This is a genomic window from Streptomyces sp. NPDC024632 (assembly GCF_055559175.1).
This window is the reverse complement of the sequence record NZ_JBVHLD010000016.1, coordinates 125,281-145,377: the sequence shown is the minus strand read 5'-3', so window position 1 is coordinate 145,377 and position 20,097 is coordinate 125,281. Positions and strand designations below refer to the sequence as shown.

The window sequence follows — 20,097 nt, the reverse complement described above, 5'->3', positions numbered from 1 at the left end:
CAGGCTTTTCCCATGAGCACCGAGACGGACAACCGCGACTTCTGGGACGGCGAAGCCGACCGCTTCGACGACGAGCCCGACCACGGCCTGCGCGACCCGAAGGTCAGGGACGCCTGGGCCATACGGCTGCGCTCGTGGCTGCCCGGGACGCCGTCCGACGTGCTCGACCTCGGCTGCGGCACGGGAAGCCTCGCGTTGCTCGCGGCCGAGGCGGGACACCGGATCACCGCTGTCGACTCATCGACAAAGATGGTCGCGCGGGCCGAGGAGAAGCTGGCGGGTACGGGGGCGCGGGTGCTGGTCGGCGACGCCGCCCGGCCGCCGGTCGGCCCTGCCGGATTCGATGTCGTCCTCGTCCGGCACGTGCTGTGGACCCTGCCGGATCCGGCGGCCGTACTGCGGCACTGGGTGGGGTTGTTGCGGCCGGGCGGCAGGCTCGTACTGGTCGAAGGACGCTGGGGCGCGATCAGCCCGGTCGGCATCGGGGCCGCGGAACTCGTCGAGCTGACCGCACCGCTCGGCGGCCGACTGGTGATCGAACAGCTCGGGCACGACGCCGCGTTGTGGGGCCGCGAGGTCGAGGACGAGCGGTACGCGGCGGTGCTCCGGCCGCCCGCGCCCCAACGGCACAAGGAGATCGTCGACGTCCATCTGCTGCTGCTCCGCGGCGACGAGGTGCTGCTCGCCCGCCGCTCGGGCACCGGCTACGCGGACGGTCTGCTGAACGCGCCGTCCGGACACCTGGAGGACGGCGAGGACGTCAGAAGCGGCATGATCCGCGAGGCCCGCGAGGAGATCGGCATCGAGTTGGCGTCGGAGGAGCTGGCGGTCGCCCTGGTCATGCAGCACCGCGCACCGGACGGCGCGGCCAGGATCGGCTGGTTCTTCACGGCCGAATACGGTAGCGGCGGCGAGCCCGTCAACCGCGAGCCCGACAAGTGCTCCGAGCTGGGCTGGTACTCGCTGGACGCCCTGCCCGACGACATGGTCGCGTACTGCCGAGCGGGGATCGACGCCTACCGGGGCGGGCAGCCGTTCCTGCTCCACCTGCACGGGAGCGGGGACCCGATCGCCCACGACCCGGCCGGCAGCGGCCGAGCGGTGCCGCTGCCGCCGTCCGCTGTGCCAGGATCCCGGATATGAGCCTGAAGATCACCGTAGACGCGGACGCGGCCACCGCCCCGTACGAGCAACTGCGCGGGCAGATCGCGGAAGAGGCCCGCGAGGGACGCCTTCCGGTCGGCTACAAGCTGCCCACCGTACGGGGACTCGCCGAGCAGTTGGGGCTTGCGGCCAACACGGTCGCCAAGGCGTACCGCGCGCTGGAGGCCGACGGGGTGATCGAGACCCGCGGCAGGCACGGCACCTACATCGCCGCAGCCGACGCCCGCGCACGGGAAGTGGCCGCCGCGGCGGCGGAGTACGTGGCACGCACGCGCCGCCTCGGGCTCGACCGGGACGCCGCGCGGGCCGCGGTGGACGAGGCGCTGCGCGCCGTCGACGAGACCTAGAGCCCCGGACCCCGGAGGTTCTCGCTCTCGGAGGGGCGCCAGCGTGGCGGGTCGGCGGCCGGGGGGCCGGGCGGGCGTGACCAGGTGGTGGGGGAGCCGTCGTAGTGGATCGGCGGGAGTACGTAACGGAGCCGGCCCATGGGGGAGTCGGCTTCGGCGAGACGGGGGGAGTGATCGCGATGGTCCGCAGGTGGTGGAGGGTCGGTCGCCGGGATGCCGGTACGGACGGTCACGGCGAGACCGCCCGCCGCGTACACCGTCTGCTCGGAGCGTTCGCCAGGCGCTGCCGCGAGTTCCTCCGCCACTCGGGCCACGAGGGCGTCGGTGCCGTCGGAGTCATGACAACAGCGGACGTCTCCAAGGCGGCGTCCGGCACTCGCGCGTCTCCTTGTGCGTCTTCTCACCCGCGGGCCGCGCGGTTCCCGGACGCCTCATCGGCCTTGGCGGCGTCCGGGGCGGGGAAACCGCCGGAGCTGCTAGAGGTAGAGGCCGTCCGACGCCTGGGCGGGGACGGGCAGGGCGGCCGTGCTGCCGCGGCGGAGCGCGTACAGCTCGGCGAGGGTGGCGCCTTCGCGGCCGATGCCCTCGGGAGTGCCCAGCCAGTTGACGGCCTCGTCACGGGTCAGCGGGCCGACCTCGATCCTGGCCAGGCAGCGGCCCGGCCGGACCACCGCGGGGTGCAGGCGTTCCAGATCCTCGTTGGTGGTGATGCCGACCAGCACATTGCGGCCCTGGCCGAGCAGCCCGTCCGTGAGATTGAGCAGCCGGGACAGCGCCTGGCCGGTCTGGTGCTTGGCCTGGCCCCGGATCAGCTCGTCGCAGTCCTCCAGCAGCAGGAGCCGCCAGCGACCGCCCGCCGTGCCGTCGTCCTCGCCGATGGCGATGTCCATCAGATAGCCGACGTCGTTGAAGAGCCGCTCGGGGTCGAGCACGCAGTCGACCTGGCACCAGTCGCGCCAGGACCGGGCCAGGGTGCGCAGCGCCGAGGTTTTGCCGGTGCCGGGCGGGCCGTGGAGCAGCAGCAGGCGGCCGGTGATGTCGTCGGCCGTGAGCTTCATCAGGCCGTCCATCGAGTCGGCGACCGGCGCGGTGTAGTTCCCGCGCAGCTCCTCCCACGTGGCGGCGGAGATCTGCCGGGTGGTGCGGTGCGGTCCGCGGCGCGGCGAGACGTACCAGAAGCCCATGGTGACGTTCTCGGGCTGCGGCTCCGGCTCGTCCTCGGCGTCGTTGACGGAGGACTTCAGCACCTGCTCGGCCAGTTCGTCCGTGACGGCGGCCACGGTGACGTCGGCGCCCCGGTTCCAGCGGGAGATGAGGACGGTCCAGCCGTCGCCCTCGGCGAGGGTGGCGCTGCGGTCCTTGTCGCGGGCCTGGCGCAGTACCACCGCGTCCGGCGGCAGCAGTGTGAGGCCGGACTTCACATTCTCCAGCGAGGCGCCGCGCGAGAACGGCTGCTCGCCCGAGGTGAACCGGCCCAGGAAGAGGGCGTCCACGACATCGGACGGGGAGTCGCTGTCGTCCAGTCGCAGATGGACGGGGAGCGCCTGGTGCGGGGCGGTGGCGGCGGTCGGCTTGGCGGCCGGTCCCTTGCCGGTTCCGGTGGTGGGCGGCACTTGCCTCCTCGGTTTACTGGGTGTCGCGGACATGCGGCCCATGATCCGGCACGCGGGCCCGATTCGCCCAGTCTTTTTCCATGCCGGGCCTCCCACCACGCCGTTGGTGGATTCATACCGTCTTGTCAGTATTTGGCGAGCGAGGTGCCGGGCGGCTTGAACTTCTCGTACAAGCGTACGTCCACGCTCGTGGGTGTCCCCGGCGGGGCGGCGGGGGAGACCCACGGGAACGGCACTGTTGCCAGGTCACAGCGGTCGCCGCCGATCGGGCGGCCGAGCTGGGCACATGCCCTTGGAATGTCAACGCCCTTGAGGAGAAGGTGAATACGGCGTCGCGAATGAGTCCAGGATGCGCACGTGACGTGGCGGGGCGATAGGGTTAGCCTGCCCGAGCCGGGTGCCCTCGTAAGGGTGGGGAGAGTAATGGAACAGATAGCGATGCACAGCAGGCCACGAGTGCCTGCCATCAACTGCGGTACAGGCGCGTCCAGTGCGCGCCTCGACCGGCACCTCGCGATACTGGCCGGGCCTGCCCTGCCCCAGCGCGACACAGAGGAAGCGACTGTGCTGATGCAGGAGCTGACCTCGCGCAACACCGTGCACACCACGGCCAACCGCGGTGCGAGGGTGTCGCTCTTCGCGCCGCTGCGACGGCTGCGGAGATCGCTGTTCGGCAACCGAGGCTGAGTCCGCTCCGCCCTCTCCCAGGACTCGGACTCCCAGGTCCCGCCGTCCCCTGACCTCGGTCGGGGCCGCGGACCGGCCAGGTGCTCGGATCGTCCGGCGGCCACACCGTCCCGGCTCGGCGCTGCTTCGCGCGGCGCTTCGGTGTGTGCCCGCCGCGGCCGTCCCTCCCCACCGGACGGTCCGCCGCGACACCAGGTCGCGCGGACACCCTCCCCCCCGGCCGCAGTCGGACCGCTTACGGCAAGGTCGTTCACGGCACGGCTGGTCACAACGGCTGGTCACAGCAGGGCGAACTGCCCGTCCGGCCCTTCCTCGTGGTGTTCCAGCACGGAGGCGGGCCTGCGCCTGGCGGCGGGTACCGGCAGTACGCCGCCGGCCCGCAGTTCGGCCGTCGTGACCGTCTCGCCGCGCACCGCCAGGCGGCGCGCCAGACCCTCGCGGTCCGCGCGCAGACCGGCCAGCAGCGTCAGCACACTGATCAGTTCCAGCAGTTCCGACGTAGTGGCCCGTGTCCACGCGGCGGGTCGCAGCGCCTCCAGGGTCCCCGGCGCACCCGGCGCCGTACGCCGCTCGAACCACGCCTCGATCACCCGCACCCCACCCGCGGTGACCTCCCAGGCGGCCGGTGAGACCGGCGAGATCCGGCCGTCACCGATCAGCAGCGCCCGCTCGTCCGGGTCGTACGACAACTCCCCGGCGGCCGGGGTGTCCGGCAGCGGCGAGCGGACGTAAGGGCGGCTTCCTCCGGGCAGCCGGAGCCGACCGGCGTCGCGTCCCTCGGCGGGATCGGCGAACCGCGCCCCGTGGGTCTGGAGCCACAGCGTCCGGCGCCCGAGCGCCAGCCCCTCCTGCCAGAGCGCGGGATCACGGGGCAGCGGTACGAGGGCGCCGCCGGGGCCCGGCCGCGCCGCCGCGCCGATCCAGGCCAGCACGTCCGCGGCGGCGACCTCGGTGCCCAGCCGCGCGGAGAGCAGGGCGGTCAGCCCCGGCGCGATGTTGGGGTCCCGGCCGCCCGGCTGCCGGAACAGCGGCCGTATCCAGCCCGGCCGCCCGGCAGGGGAGCGCCCGTCGGGCAGCAGCGCGCAGAACACCACGGCGGGCTCCGGCGCCCCGGACTCCGCCACCGACGCGGCCCGCGCCTGATACGCCTGTTCCAGCGCGAAGACCTGCCGGTCGTCGGCCGTCCGCCATATCTCGGCCCGCGCCACGTCGATCAGCCGGTGGTCGGGTATCAGCCACTGCCGGTCGTACGGGCCGTGCTGCACCCGCACCGGCTCGGGGCAGCGACCGGTCTCGCCGGCCAGCGCGGTGGTCGGGGTGCGGTGGCCCGGCAACTGCGCGACGGGCGTGTGCAGATTCCTGGCCCGCGTCGGATGCAGCAGCGCCGACCGGGCGTCCTGGTCCGCGGTGCCGGTGAACAGCGCCCACCGGGCACGCAGACAGGAAGGCTCCGCGGCCATCGGCCAGCCGCGGCCGATCCGCAACGGGCGTACGGACCACGGCATCACGTCGTGCAGCAAAGGCGCGTCATTGCTCACCGCACGCATGCTACTGACGACCCTCAGGGCGCCTCCATCGTCACCGTGAACGAGAAGCGGTCACCCCGGTAATGGATGCGCACCACGTCCACCGCCCGGCCCGACTCGTCGTAGGTCACCCCGGTGTAGTGCAATATCGGGCTCAGCAGCGGCACTTGCAGCAGCCGCGCCGTCTCGGGGTCGGCCAGCCGCGCCTCCACGGTGTCGGTGATCCGGCTGATCCGCACACCGAGCACGTCCCGCAGCACCTTCGTCATCGGCCACCGCTCCAGGTCGGCGAGGTCGATCCGGGCGCCGAGTTCCGGACGTACGAAATTCTCCGCCCAGTTGGTGGGCTCACCGCTCTCGTCGCAGCGCAGCCTGCGGTAGGCCATGGCCCGGTCGAGGTCGGGGAAGTGCTCGGCGGCCCCCGGCGGGAGCGGCTCGGAACCGTAGCGCAGCACCGCCGTACGGCCGCCGGACTGCTGCGCCACGATCGCGTCCACCGAGCCGAGCAGCTTCACCGGCGCCCCGCGCAGCGCCGTCGGCTCGATGAAGGTGCCACGCCTGCGGTGCCGGCTGATCAGGCCCTCGTCCTCCAGTTCCTTGAGCGCCTGCCGCATGGTGAGGACGCTCACCCCGTAGTGCCCGGCCAGCTCGTCCTCGGTGGGCAGCCGCAGCGGGGCCTGCGCGTGGCGGCCCAGTATCGAGGCGCGCAACGACTGCGAGACCTGGTACCACAGCGGCAGCTTGCGGTTCAGGACGAGGGAGTCGGGGGCGAAGGACGTCACGGCCGGAAGTTTCTCGCAAGCCCCTCCCACACCCGGTCGTAGCCCCCCTGCCGGTGCTCCCCGTTCAGCGCGAACTCGGTGGGCACGACCGGCCAACGGGTCTCGAACATGAACGCCAGCCCGTCGTCCACGCGCTGCGGCGCCAGTTCGGCGGCGCTCGCCTTGTCGAAGGTGGCCCGGTCCGGTCCGTGCGCCGACATCATGTTGTGCAGCGAGGCGCCGCCGGGCACGAAGCCCTCGGCCTTCGCGTCGTACGCCCCCTCGATCAGGCCCATGAACTCGGTCATCACATTGCGGTGGAAGTACGGCGGCCTGAAGGTGTCCTCGCCGACCAGCCAGCGGGGGGCGAAGACCACGAAGTCCGCGCCCGCGAGCCCCGGCGTGTCCGAGGGCGAGGTGAGCACCGTGAAGATCGACGGGTCGGGGTGGTCGTAGCTGAGCGACCCCAGCACGTTGAAGCGGTGCAGGTCGTACACGTACGGCACATGGCTGCCGTGCCAGGCGACCACGTCGAGCGGCGAGTGGTCGTAGACCGCGGCCCAGAGATTGCCGCCGAATTTGTTGACCACCTCCGTCTGCTCGTCCCGGTCCTCGTAGGCGGCGACCGGGGCGCGGAAGTCCCGCGCGTTGGCCAGTCCGTTCGCACCGATCGGGCCCAACTCCGGGAGCTGGAAGGGCTGGCCGTAGTTCTCGCAGACGTAGCCGCTCGCCGTGCCGTCCGGCAGCTCGACGCGGAAGCGGACACCGCGCGGGATCAGCGCGACCTCGCCCGGATCGGCGCGGATCAGCCCCAACTCGGTCCGCAGCAGCAGGGCGCCCCGCTGCGGCACGATCAGGAACTCGCCGTCAGAGGAGGAGAACACCCGGTTGTGCATCGAAAGGTTGGCCGCGTACCAGTGGATGCCGATGCCCTCACGGCGCAGCACATCGCCGTTGCCACCGACCGTGACCAGGCCGGTCACGAAATCCGTCGGCTCCTGCGGCATCGGCAGCGGGCCCCAGCGCAGCCGGTTGGGGTCGGGCTCCACGTCCAGGAACGGGGCGCTGCGCACCTGGCCGTTGGGGACCCGGCGGAAGGGCGGATGGGCGGCCGAGGGCCGGATCCGGTAGAGCCAGCTCCGTCGGTTGCGGGCGCGCGGCTCGGTGAACGCGGTGCCGCTGAGCTGTTCCGCGTAGAGCCCGAAGGGGGCGCGCTGCGGTGAGTTGCGCCCCTCCGGGAGCGCGCCCGCCACGGCTTCGCTGCTGTGCTCGTTGCCGAAGCCCGAGGAGTACGGCAGGTCCTTGCCGTCCTCGGCGTCGGCGCCGCCCGGCCCGTTCACGGCGTTCGTGGCGTTCATGGTCTGCTCCCGGTGGGGTCTCGTCCGTGATTCCTATGCTGAACCATAGGAATCACGGCGGCAACCCTCAGCCCGAGCCTGTGGAAAACTCCGCTGCCAGGGCCCGGACGGTGGCGGCGGCCGAGACCGCGTGGCCGCTCGCCGAGGCGTGCACCAGGTCGGCGCTGTACAGGTCGCGGTCGGCGACGGCGGGATGGTCGTACATCTCGACGACCACCGCGCCGTAGCGCTCCGCGACCGTCCGGGTCACCTGATTGAGGACGGCGACGCCGGTCTCCAGCGGGCCGCCGCGCAGTTCCGGCACGGCCGCCGCGACATTCATCAGCGCGTACGCGAACAGGGTCCTGCCGGGCGCGGCCAGCCGGGCGAAGAGCAGGTCGAGCTCCTTCTCCAGCACCTCGGGGGAGAAGCCGGGCAGCAGCAGGTCGTTGCCGCCGCAGACGATCGCGACCAGGTCGGGCGCGAAGCGCGCGGCGCGCTCGGCCTGGTCGGCGCGTACCTGGCCCGCGGTGAGACCGCGCATGCCGAGGTTGAGATACGTCAGCTCCGGCACGACCCGGCGCAGGGCCTCCGCGGTGCGGTCGGCCCAGGGCGCGGTGCGGTAGCCGGGCACGGGGTCGCCCAGGCCCTCGGCGATGCTGTCGCCGACGACCGCGAAGCGCTTCCAGGGCGCGCCGCGCAACAGCCGGTCGCTCTCCTCGGGCGACAGGCAGTGGGGGTCGGCGGCCTCCGCCGGGTGATCGGCCGCATAGGTGGCGGAGAAGGCGCTGACGGCGCTGCGGACGGGACCGGGGACGGGATCGGGACCGGGAGCGGGGACGGGACTCTGAGCGGGATCGGGATCGGGATCGGGAGCGGGGAGGGGAACGGGAACGGCGTCGCCGTGCTGCGTCATCTCAGGACTCCTTGGCAAGGGTGCGGGTCAGGCCGAGGCCGACCACGGCGGCGACGGCGGCAAGCGCGGCGCAGACGAGGAACACCTCGCGGAACGCCCGCGTCCCGTCCAAACCGTGGGCGGCGATGACCGAGGCGGTCGCGGCGACGCCGAGCGCGCCGCCCAACTGCCGCGCGGTGGTGGTCATGCCGACGCCCGAGGCGAACTGCCGGGGCGGCAGCGATGTCGCGGCGGCGGTGGACAGGGCGGTGAGCGTGGCCCCGAAGGCGGCGCCGCCGATCAGGCCCATGGGCAGCCACAGCGCCAGGAAACGGGTGTCGGTGCCGAGTTGGAACCAGGTCCAGACGCTCACCGCGGCGAAGGCGGCCATGGACACGGCCACGACGGCGGGCAGATGGTGCGGCCGGGCGCGCTTGCCGACCACCAGGGCGGCCACCGCGGAGGTGAGCGCGCCTGGTGTGAGGGCGAAGCCCGCCTTGAGGACCGAGTAGTGCCACACGGTGGTGAGGAACAGCGGTCCGCAGAGCATCCAGGCGAAGAGCGCGGCCCCGGCGAAAGCAGCGGCGCAGGAGGCGACGGCGAAGGCGCTGTCGCGGAACAGGCCGGTCTCGACGGCGGGCGTCACCTGGTGCGTGGAACGGACGAGCGCCACGACGAGCAGTGCCGCGCCGCACAATGTGCTGCCCACAGTGGCCGCGGACGCCCAGCCCCAATCGCTGCCCTTGCTGAGGCCGAGCACCAGCAGGCCGATGCCCAGGGTGACGGCGAGCGTGCCCAGCGGGTCGGGCAACCGCCGTTCCGCGCCGACGCGTTCCGGCAGGCCGCGCAGTCCCGCGGCCACCAGGAGGATGCCCACCGGCACATTGATGAGGAAAACGGAGCGCCAGCCGAAGGCGTCGACCAGCAGACCGCCCAGGCTCGGCCCGGCGGCGCTGGCCATCGAGCCCGCGGCGCCCCAGACGCCGATCGCCGCCGCGAGCCCGGCGGGGGGCGTGGTGGCGAGCAGCAGCCCGAGTGCGGCCGGGATCATCCCGGCCGCGGCGGCGCCCTGGAGGGCGCGGGCGGCGATCAGCCAGGGCAGGCCGGGCGCTGCGGCGCACAAGGCGGAGGCGACCGTGAAGCCGGTGAGCGACAGCAGGAAGACGCGCTTGCGGCCGAAGGCGTCGGCTATCCGTCCCGCCGGGGTGAGCAGCGCGGCGAAGAGCACCGCGTAGCTGCTCACGACCCACGACAGGTCGGACACGCGGTCGGCGGGGAAGCTCTCGGCCAGGTCGGGGAAAGCGACGTTGACCACGGTGGCGTCGAGGAACGCGATGAAGGTGGCGCCCGCGCTGAGCAGCAGGACGAGCCCCGGTCTGACGTCCGGGGTCCGTCCTGAGCCGGGCGGTGCGGGGAGGGTGGAAGCGGGGGAGGACATGGGCCGTCCTTGCCTTGGCAGCGAGAAACATACTGAGAGTACATACTGACGGTATGAAAATACATACCGAAGGTATGTGCGTGTCAAGAGTGGGCAGGCCCTAGGGTGGGAAGGGCATCGCGAACGACAGGAGGGCGCCGCCGTGGCAGCACCGCGCACAGGCACCGGAAGCGGGACGGGCACCGTCCCGGCCCGCAGGGCGGCGGCACGCCCCACGCAGCGCGAGCGGTCGGACGCCACCGTCGAGGACCTGCTCACCGCGGCCCGCGCACTGTTCGCCGCCGAGGGCTACGCGGCCACCTCGCTGGACGCGGTCTGCGAGCGGGCGGGCGTCACCAAAGGCGCCCTTTACCACCACTTCTCCGGCAAGAGGCAGCTCTTCAGCGCCGTCTACACCCGCGAGCAGGAACGTCTCGCCCACCGGATCTCGACCGCGTATCTCCAGGTCGCCGACCCGTGGGAGGCGGTCTACGAGGGCAGCCGCGCCTATCTGGAGGCGTCCTTGGACCCCGAGGTGCAGCGCATCACGCTCTTCGACGCTCCGGGCGCGCTCGGCTGGGAGGCGATGCGCGACCTCGGCGTCAACTGCCGCCAACTCACCCTGCGCGGCGTGAAGTACGCCATCAAGGCGGGCGCGATCTCGCAGCGCCCCGCCGAACCGCTGACGTCGATGCTCTACGGCGGACTCAGCGAGAGCGCGATGGCGATCGTCAGGGCCGACGACCCGCCGGCCGCCCTGGCGGAAGCCCTCGCCGACCTGCGCAAGCTCTTCGACGCGCTCGCCGCGAAGGGCTGAGGGAGCCGTGCCACGGGCCGTGGGCGCCGACAGCGGACTGCGCCGCGCACCGGTGCAGCAGCGCAGCACCGAACGCCTGGAGCGCATCCTCGACGCCTGCGCCCGGCTGTTGGACGAGGGCGGTTACGAGCGTCTCAGCACCCGCGCCGTCGCCGCCCGCGCGGGCGTCCCCATCGGGTCGGTCTACCGTTTCTTCTCCGACAAGCGCGCCCTCGCGGACGCCCTCGCCCACCGCAACCTCGATGAATTCCTCGACCGTACGGCCGCGCGTCTCGCGGAGCCCGGCACCGACCCCGACTGGCGCACGGCGGTGAACATCCTGGTCGACGAGTACACCGCCATGAAGCGCACCGCGCCCGGTTTCGCGCTGGTCGACTTCGGCGTGCCGGGCGAGACCAACCACGACCTCGCCGACCGGCTGCCCGCGCTGCTCGGCGAACGGCTCTCGGTCGACCCCTCGGAACCCCGGCTGCGGCTGGCTTTGGTGATCGCCGTCGAGACGGCGGACGCCGCGCTGCAACTCGCCTTCCGCACCGACCCGTCGGGCGACCCCGGGGTGATCTCCGAGACGAAGGAGCTGATCCGGGCCTATCTCGCGACCGTCCTGGACTGATCTCCCAGGCCCCCAGGCCCCCAGGCCCCCAGGCCCCCAGGTCCCCTGGCCTCCCCGCCCCTTCCCGGATCTCCCGCACCCGCCCTCGCGAGGCCCGATGCCCGCTCCAGGGGTCGTTGTCAGTACCGCCGGGTAATGTCGAAGACGACCGCGCGCCAACGTCGCCGCCCGTCCAGGGGAGTCCCCGATGACCCGAACCGCCCTGCGCATCTGTCCGCTCTGCGAGGCTACCTGCGGCCTCACGCTGTCCGTCGACGACGGACGGGTGACGCACGCCCGCGGCGACCGGGACGACGTGTTCAGCGCGGGCTTCATCTGCCCCAAGGGCGCCGCTTTCGGCGCGCTCGACGCCGACCCCGACCGGCTGCGGCGCCCCCTGGTGCGCCGCGAGGGCCGGCTGACCGAGGCGACGTGGGACGAGGCGTACGCGGCCGTCGCCGCCGGGATCGGCGCGGTCACCGGCGCGCACGGCGGTGACGCGGTCGGCGTCGTCCTCGGCAACCCCAATGTGCACACGATGGCGGGCGGCCTCTACCCCGCGCAGCTCATCGGCGCGCTGCGCACCCGCCGCGTCTTCACCGCGAGCACGCTCGACCAGATGCCCAAGCACGTGTCCTGCGGCTACCTCTTCGGCGACCCGAACGCGATCCCGGTGCCCGACCTGGACCGCACCGACCATCTGCTGCTCATCGGCGCGAACCCGCTGGTGTCCAACGGCAGTCTGGCCACCGCCGCCGACTTCCCCGGCAAGCTCAAGGCGCTGCGGCGGCGCGGCGGCAGACTCGTCGTCATCGACCCGCACCGCACCAGGACCGCCCGCGCCGCCGACCGCCATGTGGCGCCCAGGCCCGGCACCGACGCGGCCCTGCTGCTCGCCATGGTCAGGACACTGTTCGCCGAAGGGCTCGCGGACCCCGGCGAACTGACCCCGTGGCTCAGCGGTGTGGCCGAAGTACGCGACCTGGTGACGGATTTCGCGCCGGAGGCGGTCGCCGCGTATTGCGACGTCCCGGCCGACGACATCCGGGCCCTGGCGCGCGAGTTGGCGGCGGCCGAGCGCGCCGTGGTCTACGGGCGGCTCGGCAGCACCGCCGTGGAATTCGGCACCCTGGCGAGCTGGGCGGTCGACGTGCTCAACGCGCTGACCGGCAATCTGGACCGGCCGGGCGGTGCCATGTTCCCGCTCGCGGCCACCGCGCGGGCGCCCCGACCGCCCGGCCCCGGCAAGGGATTCCGCGTCGGCCGCTGGCACAGCCGGGTCTCGGGACACCCCGAGGTCAAGGGCGAACTGCCCGCCGCCGCCCTCGCCGAGGAGATCGACACCCCCGGGGACGGCCGCCTGCGCGCCCTCGTCGTGGTCGCGGCCAACCCGGTGCTGTCCGCCCCCGACGGCCTGCGGCTCGACCGCGCCCTGGACGGCCTGGACTTCATGGTCAGCGTCGATCCGTATCTCAACGAGACCTCGCGCCACGCCGATGTGGTGCTGCCGCCGCCCCCGCCCGCGCAGAGCGCGCACTACGACTTCGCCTTCAGCACGCTCGCGGTCCGCAACACCGTCCGCTACAGCCCGCCCGCGGTGCCGCTGGAGGACGGACTGCTGGACGAACCGGAGATCCACGCCCGGCTGATCCTCGCCGTCCTGGGACAGACCCGGGGCCAGGGAGCCGACCCCGCGCTCGTGGACGAACAGGCGGTGGTCCGCAAGCTCACCGCCGAGACCGGCGACCCGCACTCGCCGGTCCACGGCCGGGACGTCGCGGAGCTGTCCGCCGCGCTCGGCGGGAGCACCGGATACGAGCGGCGGCTCGACATGATGCTGCGCCTCGGCCCGTACGGCGACGGCTTCGGCGCCGACCCCGACGGCCTCACCCTGGCGAGGGTCCTGGACCGGCCGCACGGCATCGACCTCGGCCCGCTGCGCCCGCGCGTGCCCGAGGTGCTGCGGACACCGTCCGGCACGGTCGAGCTGGCGCCCGAGGCCATTGCCGCCGATCTGCCGCGGCTGCGGGCCGCGGTGACGCGCGGCGCGGACGGCGAAGGGCTGGTCCTCATCGGGCGCCGCCATCTGCGGTCCAACAACTCCTGGATGCACAATGTGCCCGCGCTCACCGGCGGCACCAACCGCTGCACGGCGCAGATACACCCCGTCGACGCGGCCCGGCTCGGGCTGGCCGACGGGGCGCTCGCCCTGATCAAGGGCGACGGCGGGGAGATCACCGCGGCCGTCGAGATCACCGACGCGCTGCGCCCCGGAGTGGTCAGCGTGCCGCACGGCTGGGGTCACGACCGCGAGGGCACCCGGCTGACCGAGGCGGCCCGCGAGCCGGGCGTCAACGTCAATCAGTTGCTCGACGGCACGCGGCTCGACCCGCTCTCCGGCACGGCCGTGCTCAACGGATTCCCGATACGGATGGAGGCCGTCCGCTGACCCGCGCCGCGCCCGTGACACGGCCGGGTGACACGGCGCCGCCGAGTGGTGTGACACCCGGACAGCGGGGCACGGGACCCCTGGGCGCGGGTCGCCCGGGGAGGGCGGCCGGACGTCACGGGCCCGGCCCGGCCCCGCGCGGAGCCCGGGTCGTCGGGTGTTCCCGGCGCGACGTGACTGACGGCACGCGACACACCCTGGCCACAAAAAACTAACGGCGCTAGTTTGGGCGTCGGACGCAGAGCGGTGACCCCGGAGGGCAGCAACGGTGGACGGTACGGCAGAGGGCGCACAGGACCTGGTGACATCGCGCGACGCCCAGTACATCGGCGGGAAGTGGCGCCCCGCCGCGGGCGGCGGCCGGATCGACGTCGTCAACCCGGTGACCGAGAAGGTCATCGGACAGGTGCCCGCGGGCACCGCGGAGGACGTGGACGAGGCCGTACGCGCCGCGCGCGCCGCCCTGCCCGGCTGGGCGGCCACCCCGCCCGCGGAACGCGGCGCGATACTCGGCGCGGTACGCGACCTGATGGCGGCGCGCCGCGAGGAGATCGCCGCGACCGTCGCCGCCGAGCTGGGCGCCCCGCCAGCCTTCGCCGCCGCCGTCCACACCGACATGCCCACCGCCGTCATGGGCAGCTTCGCCGCGCTCGCCGCCGGGTACGGCTTCGAGGAACAGGTCGGCAACTCACGGGTGTTCCAGGAGCCGGTCGGCGTCGTCGGCGCGATCACGCCGTGGAACTACCCGCTGCACCAGGTCGTCGCCAAGGCCGCCCCCGCGCTGGCCGCGGGCTGCACCGTGGTGCTCAAGCCCGCGGAGGACACCCCACTGGTCGCCCAGCTCTTCGCCGCGATCCTCGACGAGGCCGGGCTCCCCGCCGGAGTCTTCAACCTGGTCACCGGACTCGGCCCGGTCGCCGGACAGGCGCTCGCCGAGCACCCCGGCGTGGACATGGTCTCCTTCACCGGTTCCACCGCGGTCGGACGGCAGATCGGCGCCACCGCGGGCGCCGCCGTCAAGCGCGTCGCGCTCGAACTGGGCGGAAAGTCCGCGAACGTCATCCTCCCCGGCGCCGACCTCGCCCGCGCCGTCAACGTCGGCATCGCCAACGTCTTCGCCAACTCCGGCCAGACATGCAGCGCCTGGACCCGGATCCTCGTCGACTCCGCGCGCTACGACGAAGCCGTCGAGGCGGCCACCGCGGCAGCCGCCAAGTACGTACCCGGCGAACGGCTCGGCCCGGTCGTCAACGCCAAGCAGCGCGAGCGGGTGCGCGGCTACATACGGCGCGGCGCCGCGGAAGGCGCGCGGATCGTCGTCGGCGGCCCCGACGCGCCGGACGGACTGGAGACCGGCTACTACGTACGCCCCACCGTCTTCGCCGACGTCGACCCCGGTATGACGATCGCCCAGGAGGAGATCTTCGGCCCGGTCGTCGCCCTGATCAGGTACGAGGACGAGGACGACGCCCTGCGCATCGCCAACGGCACGGTGTACGGGCTCGCGGGCGCGGTCTGGGGCGCCGACGACGCGGAGGCCGTCGCCTTCGCCCGCCGGATGGACACCGGACAGGTCGACATCAACGGCGGCCGGTTCAACCCGCTGGCGCCCTTCGGCGGTTACAAGCAGTCCGGGGTCGGCCGCGAGCTGGGCGCGCACGGGCTGGCGGAGTACCTCCAGACCAAGTCCCTCCAGTTCTGACCGCAGGACCGCAGGACCGCACGAACCGCTCCCCCCTCCCGACCCGTTCGGGCCGACTCGGTCGACCGGGATCACCCCGGCCGACCCGGTCCGACCGGCCCGTTGCCCCACCCCGCTCACGCCCGCTCGTCCGCACCCGCATCCGTCAGCCCCCGACCGCATCCGTCAGCCCCCGACCGCATCCGCCAGCCCCCGACCGCATCCGTCCGCATCCGGATCCGCTCGCAGCCCCGCACCCAGGAGACCTCGTGGTACGCGCAGCCGTCCTGCCCGCCGTCAACGCGCCGCTGGCCGTCGCCGACATCGAGCTGCCCGACCCCGGCCCCGGACAGGTCCGGGTCCGGCTGGCGGCGGCGGGCGTGTGCCACTCCGACCTGTCGCTGTCCAACGGGACGCTGCGCCAGCCGGTACCCGCCGTCCTCGGCCATGAGGGCGCGGGCACGGTGGTGTCGGTCGGAGACGGCGTCGGCCATCTCGCCCCCGGTGACCGCGTGGTCCTCAACTGGGCGCCAGCCTGCGGCGACTGCCACTTCTGCGGCCTCGCCGAGCCCTGGCTGTGCGCCAACTCCGCCACGGCAGCCGCCAGTCCGTACGCCACGCTGGCCGCCGACGGCAGCCCGCTCTACCCGGGCCTGGGCACCGCCGTCTTCGCCGAGGAGACCGTGGTCGCCGCGGGCGCGGTCCTGCCGCTCCCCGACGGCGTCCCGCTCACCGACGCCGCGCTGCTCGGCTGCGCCGTACTCACCGGCTACGGCGCGGTGCACCACTCGGCGCGGATCCGTACCGGCGAGAGCGTCGCCGTCTACGGGGTCGGCGGCGTGGGGCTCGCCGTGCTCCAGTCGGCGCGGATCGCGGGCGCCGAGCGGATCATCGCGGTCGATGTCGCCCCCGCCAAGGAGGAGCTGGCGCGGGCGGCCGGCGCCACCGACTTCGTCGTCTCCGGGGACGACACGGCCAAGCGGATCCGCAAGCTCACCGACGGCTTCGGCGCCGACGCGGCCATCGAGTGCGTGGGCCGCGCCGACACCATCCGCACCGCCTGGTCCTCCACGCGCCGCGGCGGCCGTACGACAGTGGTCGGCATCGGCGGCCAGGACCAGCAGGTCACCTTCACCGCGCTGGAACTCTTCTACTTCGGCCGCACGCTCTCCGGCTGCGTGTACGGAAACTGCGACCCGGCCGTGGATCTGCCGGTGCTCGCCGAGCACGTACGGGCGGGCCGCCTCGACCTGTCCGCCATGGTCACCGACCGCATCACGCTCGATGGCATCCCGGCGGCCTTCGAGGCGATGACCGCCGGGCGCGGCGGCCGGACGCTGGTGGTCTTCTGACCGGTCGGTCGGGCCGGATTCCCGCGGGACCGCGCACCCGCCGCTGTCAGCGGGCGCGTCCCTGGGCGTACGTCTAGGCGGACGTCTACGCGTACGCCTACGCCTGCGCGCCGTCGACCATCGCCAGCCAGTGCCGGTGGGTGCCGTCGAAGGGACCGGTGCCCTCCGCCACCGCCGTCATCAGCCACGCGGCGGCGGATTCGGCGGCGCCGATCACATCGGCGGGGTAGCCGTACCGCACCTGGTGCTCGGCGAATTCGTCCTCGTCGACCAGGATCGGCAGGTCGGCGCCGCGCTTGAGCAGGACGTCCAGGTCGAGGTCGACCATGGTGACCTCGGCGGGGGACGGCCACCGCGGCGGGGTGGTGATGTCGCAGTAGATCTCGGTGCGGCGGGGCGCGGCGTTGAAGGTCGCCGTCCACCAGGCGTCGCGCGGGAAGAGGATGATGTGCGCCTCGGGGATCGGGACGTGGGGGTTGTGGCCCTTGCGCACCAGGCCGAAGCCGGGAAGGCCGAGCCATACGCCGTGCTCGTCCTCACCGAGCCGCCGCATCCGCAGATTCCAGTGCAGAGTGCCGTCGTATTTGCGGTAGTTGACCTGGACGAAGTCGGGCTCGGGGCCCTGCGGGACCGGTTCTGACATGGCGCCATCCTGTCAGCAGGCGCGGCAGGTCCGCCCCCGGATTTCCCGCCGGGAGGCCACCCTTGCCGGGCTCACGCCGGGGCGGTTCCCGGGCCCGCGAGCGCCTCGAACTGGACGGCCAGACCGTCGATCAGCGCGCGCAGCCCCGTCTCGAAGGCGCCGCTGTCGATCTGCCGCTGGTGCTTGGCGAGGAGGTGGGCCTGGCCGAGGTGCGGATAGTCGGCGGGGTCGTAGACGTCCGCGTCGCCGACGAAGCCGCCCGCGAAGGAGCCGAGCGCGGAGCCGGTGACGAAGTAGCGCATGAGGGCGCCGATCCGGGTGGCGTGGGCGGGCGGCCAGCCCGCCTCGACCATGCCGCCGAAGACGGCGTCGGCCATCCGGAGCCCGGCGGGCCGCAGGCCGGGCCCGACGGCGAGGAACGGCACGATGTGCGGGTGGTCGGTGAGGGCGGCGCGGTAGGAGCGGCCCCAGTCGAGCAGCGCCTGCCGCCAGTCCCTGCCGTCACCGAACATCGACAGGTCGACCTGGGTGACGACGGTGTCGGCCGCCGCGTCGAGGATGGCTTCCTTGGTGGCGAAGTGGTTGTAGAGGGAGGGCCCGCTCACGCCCAGTTCGGCCGCGAGCCGCCGGGTGGACAGGGCCGCCAGACCCTCCTCGTCGATGAGGGCGAGGGCCGCCGTGACGATCCGATCGCGGCTGAGCAGGGGCTTGCGGGGGCGGGCCATGCGGCACATAGTAGAGCCTGCCGCCCGAAAACTAGCGGTGGTAGTTTCGACGGATCGTCCGGACGATCGTGGGATGCGGTGACGACGCAGTGAACCTTGAGCTGACCGAGGAGCAGGCCGCCGTCAAGGAGCTGGCCAGGGACTTCACCGAGCGCGAGATCACGCCGAACGCGGTGGCGTGGGACCGCGCCGAGAGCGTGGACCGCGCCATCGTGAAGAAGCTCGGCGCGCTCGGTTTCCTGGGGCTGACCGTCGACGAGGAGTACGGCGGCTCCGGCGGCGACCACCTCGCCTACTGCCTGGTGACCGAGGAGCTGGGCCGTGGCGACTCCTCCGTGCGCGGCATCGTCTCGGTCTCGCTCGGCCTGGTCGCCAAGTCGATCGCGCGCTGGGGGAGCGAGGAGCACAAGCGCGCGTGGCTGCCCCGGCTCACCGCGGGCGACGCGGTCGGCTGCTTCGGGCTGACCGAGCCGGGCACCGGTTCGGACGCCGCGAATCTCACCACCCGCGCGGTACGGGACGGCGACTCGTACGTGATCACCGGCAGCAAGATGTTCATCACCAACGGCACCTGGGCCGATGTCGTCCTGCTCTTCGCCCGCACCGGCCGCGCCGACGAGGGGCACAAGGGCGTCAGCGCCTTCCTGGTGCCGACCGACACGGCGGGCCTGACCCGCCGCGAGATCCACGGCAAGCTCGGGCTGCGCGGGCAGGCGACGGCCGAGCTGGTCCTCGACGGCGTCCGCGTCCCGGCCTCCGCGATGCTCGCGCCCGAGGGCAAGGGCTTCTCCGTGGCGATGTCCGCGCTGGCCAAGGGCCGGATGTCGGTCGCGGCGGGCTGTGTCGGCATCGCCCAGGCGTGCCTGGACGCGGCGGTGGCGTACGCGGGGGAGCGCGAGCAGTTCGGCGCGCCGATCGCCGGACGCCAGCTCGTCCAGGAGCTGCTCGCCGACATCGCGGTGGACGTGGACGCGGCCCGGCTGCTCACCTGGCGGGTCGCCGACCTGATCGACCGCGGGCTGCCCTTCGCCACCGAGTCCTCGGTCGCCAAGCTCTACGCGAGCGAGGCCGCCGTGCGCTGTGCCAACAACGCCCTCCAGGTCTTCGGCGGCTACGGCTACATCGATGAGTACCCGGCGGGCAAGCTGCTGCGGGACGCGCGGGTCATGACGCTGTACGAAGGCACCAGCCAGATACACAAGCTGCTGATCGGACGGGCGCTGACCGGCGTATCGGCGTTCTGACCGCAGGCCGCGCACCTGTACGCACCCGTACCGCACTCCCCGTACGGCACCCGTACCACTTCCACGCACCGCGCCCCGTACCGCTTCGACGTCCTGTCTCGACGTCCCCCTGCCCTGGTCACGACAAGTGACGAGCGACCGCTTAGTATCTAAGCGCTTGCTCAGCCCCGCGATAGGGTGGCGGCTGTGACCGGCGGTGAGGAGCGTGCGATGAGCGTCGAGGCGACAACCGGCGAGGCGTGGGGGGACATCAGCCCCGACGCCGCGAGGCGGCTGGTGATCGCGGCGGTGCAGGCGTTCGCCGAGCGCGGCTACCACGCCACGACCACCCGCGACATCGCCGGGCGCGCGGGCATGAGCCCCGCCGCGCTCTACATCCACTACAAGACCAAAGAGGAACTGCTCTACCAGATCAGCAAGGTCGGCCACCTGCGCTCGCTCGCCATGCTCTCCGAGGCCAGGGACGGCGACGGCAGCGCGGCCGAACGGCTGGAGAGCGCCGTACGCGCCTTCGTCCGCTGGCACGCCGAGCACCACACGACCGGGCGGGTCGTGCAGTACGAACTGGGCGCGCTCGCCCCCGAGCACCACGCGGAGATCGTGGCGCTGCGGCGGCAGAGCGAGGACGCGATCCGCACGATCATCAAGGACGGCGTGACGGCGGGCGAATTCGACGTCCCCGAGGTCTCCGGGACCACGCTCGCCGTGCTGTCGCTCTGCATCGACGTGGCCCGCTGGTTCAACCCCGAGGGCCGCAGGACCCCGGACGAGGTCGGCGCGCTCTACGCCGACCTCGTGCTGCGCATGGTGCGGCCCACGGCCTGAGGGCGCTACCCGCGCGAACGCC

Annotated in this window: 18 protein-coding genes; 10 read left to right on the top strand and 8 right to left on the bottom strand. The window is 73.1% G+C overall.

The window, feature by feature from the left end:
- Positions 1–12 precede the first annotated feature (12 nt).
- Both ACZ37P_RS28945 and ACZ37P_RS28940 read left to right on the top strand, forming a co-directional pair.
- Complete coding sequence (locus ACZ37P_RS28945; RefSeq protein ID WP_467349318.1) at positions 13–1,143, top strand: methyltransferase domain-containing protein; 1,131 nt, start codon at positions 13–15, stop codon at positions 1,141–1,143.
- Positions 1,140–1,511 carry a GntR family transcriptional regulator gene (locus tag ACZ37P_RS28940; protein ID WP_188283791.1) on the top strand — a complete coding sequence of 124 codons (372 nt, stop codon included), beginning with the start codon at positions 1,140–1,142 and terminating at the stop codon, positions 1,509–1,511. Before ACZ37P_RS28945 ends, ACZ37P_RS28940 begins: the two co-directional genes overlap by 4 nt.
- A 476-nt stretch (positions 1,512–1,987) precedes the next feature.
- On the opposite strand, the gene ACZ37P_RS28935 is transcribed toward ACZ37P_RS28940, so the two are convergent.
- A complete protein-coding gene (locus ACZ37P_RS28935; RefSeq protein WP_467349316.1) occupies positions 1,988–3,157 on the bottom strand; it encodes a DUF5925 domain-containing protein in 1,170 nt (389 codons plus the stop codon).
- Between the two features lie 390 nt (positions 3,158–3,547).
- Here ACZ37P_RS28935 and ACZ37P_RS28930 point away from each other — a divergent pair, with 390 nt between their 5' ends.
- The gene (locus ACZ37P_RS28930; protein WP_401856331.1) at positions 3,548–3,811 is read left to right on the top strand and encodes a hypothetical protein; all 264 of its coding nucleotides are present in this window, start codon (positions 3,548–3,550) and stop codon (positions 3,809–3,811) included.
- Between the two features lie 278 nt (positions 3,812–4,089).
- Here the strand turns inward: ACZ37P_RS28930 and ACZ37P_RS28925 are convergent, their stop codons facing one another.
- From ACZ37P_RS28925 to ACZ37P_RS28905, 5 genes are all read right to left on the bottom strand, one after another.
- On the bottom strand, positions 4,090–5,358 hold the full coding sequence (locus ACZ37P_RS28925) for a type ISP restriction/modification enzyme (RefSeq protein ID WP_467349314.1): 1,269 nt from the start codon (positions 5,356–5,358) through the stop codon (positions 4,090–4,092).
- A gap of 14 nt (positions 5,359–5,372) precedes the next feature.
- Positions 5,373–6,119, bottom strand: coding sequence for a GntR family transcriptional regulator (locus ACZ37P_RS28920; protein ID WP_355333412.1), 747 nt, complete (start codon positions 6,117–6,119; stop codon positions 5,373–5,375).
- Positions 6,116–7,456: a homogentisate 1,2-dioxygenase gene (gene hmgA / locus ACZ37P_RS28915; RefSeq protein ID WP_391161284.1), complete on the bottom strand. Its 1,341-nt coding sequence runs from the start codon at positions 7,454–7,456 to the stop codon at positions 6,116–6,118. The genes ACZ37P_RS28920 and hmgA overlap by 4 nt, the downstream gene beginning before the upstream one ends.
- A 67-nt stretch (positions 7,457–7,523) precedes the next feature.
- Entirely contained in the window at positions 7,524–8,351 is an 828-nt protein-coding gene (locus ACZ37P_RS28910; protein ID WP_467349312.1) for an SGNH/GDSL hydrolase family protein, read from the bottom strand.
- 1 nt (position 8,352) lies between these two features.
- Positions 8,353–9,768, bottom strand: coding sequence for a DHA2 family efflux MFS transporter permease subunit (locus ACZ37P_RS28905; RefSeq protein WP_467349310.1), 1,416 nt, complete (start codon positions 9,766–9,768; stop codon positions 8,353–8,355).
- A 142-nt stretch (positions 9,769–9,910) separates the two neighbouring features.
- Between ACZ37P_RS28905 and ACZ37P_RS28900 the strand changes: the two genes are divergently transcribed.
- The 5 genes from ACZ37P_RS28900 to ACZ37P_RS28880 all read left to right on the top strand — a co-directional run bounded on the left by ACZ37P_RS28900 (position 9,911) and on the right by ACZ37P_RS28880 (position 16,638).
- Positions 9,911–10,564, top strand: a complete 654-nt coding sequence (locus ACZ37P_RS28900; protein WP_467349309.1) for a TetR/AcrR family transcriptional regulator — start codon at positions 9,911–9,913, stop codon at positions 10,562–10,564.
- 7 nt (positions 10,565–10,571) lie between these two features.
- Positions 10,572–11,177, top strand: coding sequence for a TetR/AcrR family transcriptional regulator (locus tag ACZ37P_RS28895; RefSeq protein WP_355333401.1), 606 nt, complete (start codon positions 10,572–10,574; stop codon positions 11,175–11,177).
- A 187-nt stretch (positions 11,178–11,364) separates the two neighbouring features.
- Positions 11,365–13,605, top strand: a complete 2,241-nt coding sequence (locus ACZ37P_RS28890) for a molybdopterin-dependent oxidoreductase (protein ID WP_401313541.1) — start codon at positions 11,365–11,367, stop codon at positions 13,603–13,605.
- 301 nt (positions 13,606–13,906) lie between these two features.
- Entirely contained in the window at positions 13,907–15,307 is a 1,401-nt protein-coding gene (locus tag ACZ37P_RS28885; RefSeq protein ID WP_355333606.1) for an aldehyde dehydrogenase family protein, read from the top strand.
- 248 nt (positions 15,308–15,555) lie between these two features.
- Positions 15,556–16,638 carry a Zn-dependent alcohol dehydrogenase gene (locus tag ACZ37P_RS28880; RefSeq protein WP_467349307.1) on the top strand — a complete coding sequence of 361 codons (1,083 nt, stop codon included), beginning with the start codon at positions 15,556–15,558 and terminating at the stop codon, positions 16,636–16,638.
- A 97-nt stretch (positions 16,639–16,735) separates the two neighbouring features.
- Here ACZ37P_RS28880 and ACZ37P_RS28875 read toward each other — a convergent pair whose 3' ends face one another.
- Both ACZ37P_RS28875 and ACZ37P_RS28870 read right to left on the bottom strand, forming a co-directional pair.
- Entirely contained in the window at positions 16,736–17,281 is a 546-nt protein-coding gene (locus ACZ37P_RS28875) for a DUF402 domain-containing protein (RefSeq protein ID WP_391161273.1), read from the bottom strand.
- A gap of 71 nt (positions 17,282–17,352) precedes the next feature.
- A complete protein-coding gene (locus ACZ37P_RS28870) occupies positions 17,353–18,006 on the bottom strand; it encodes a TetR/AcrR family transcriptional regulator (RefSeq protein ID WP_391161271.1) in 654 nt (217 codons plus the stop codon).
- Positions 18,007–18,095: 89 nt separating this feature from the next.
- On the opposite strand from ACZ37P_RS28870, the gene ACZ37P_RS28865 reads away from it, so the two are divergent.
- The gene (locus tag ACZ37P_RS28865) at positions 18,096–19,250 is read left to right on the top strand and encodes an acyl-CoA dehydrogenase family protein (RefSeq protein ID WP_391048517.1); all 1,155 of its coding nucleotides are present in this window, start codon (positions 18,096–18,098) and stop codon (positions 19,248–19,250) included.
- A 210-nt stretch (positions 19,251–19,460) separates the two neighbouring features.
- Positions 19,461–20,075 (top strand): TetR/AcrR family transcriptional regulator, encoded by a 615-nt coding sequence (locus ACZ37P_RS28860; protein WP_391048514.1) that lies wholly within the window; start codon positions 19,461–19,463, stop codon positions 20,073–20,075.
- The last annotated feature ends 22 nt before the right edge of the window (positions 20,076–20,097 follow it).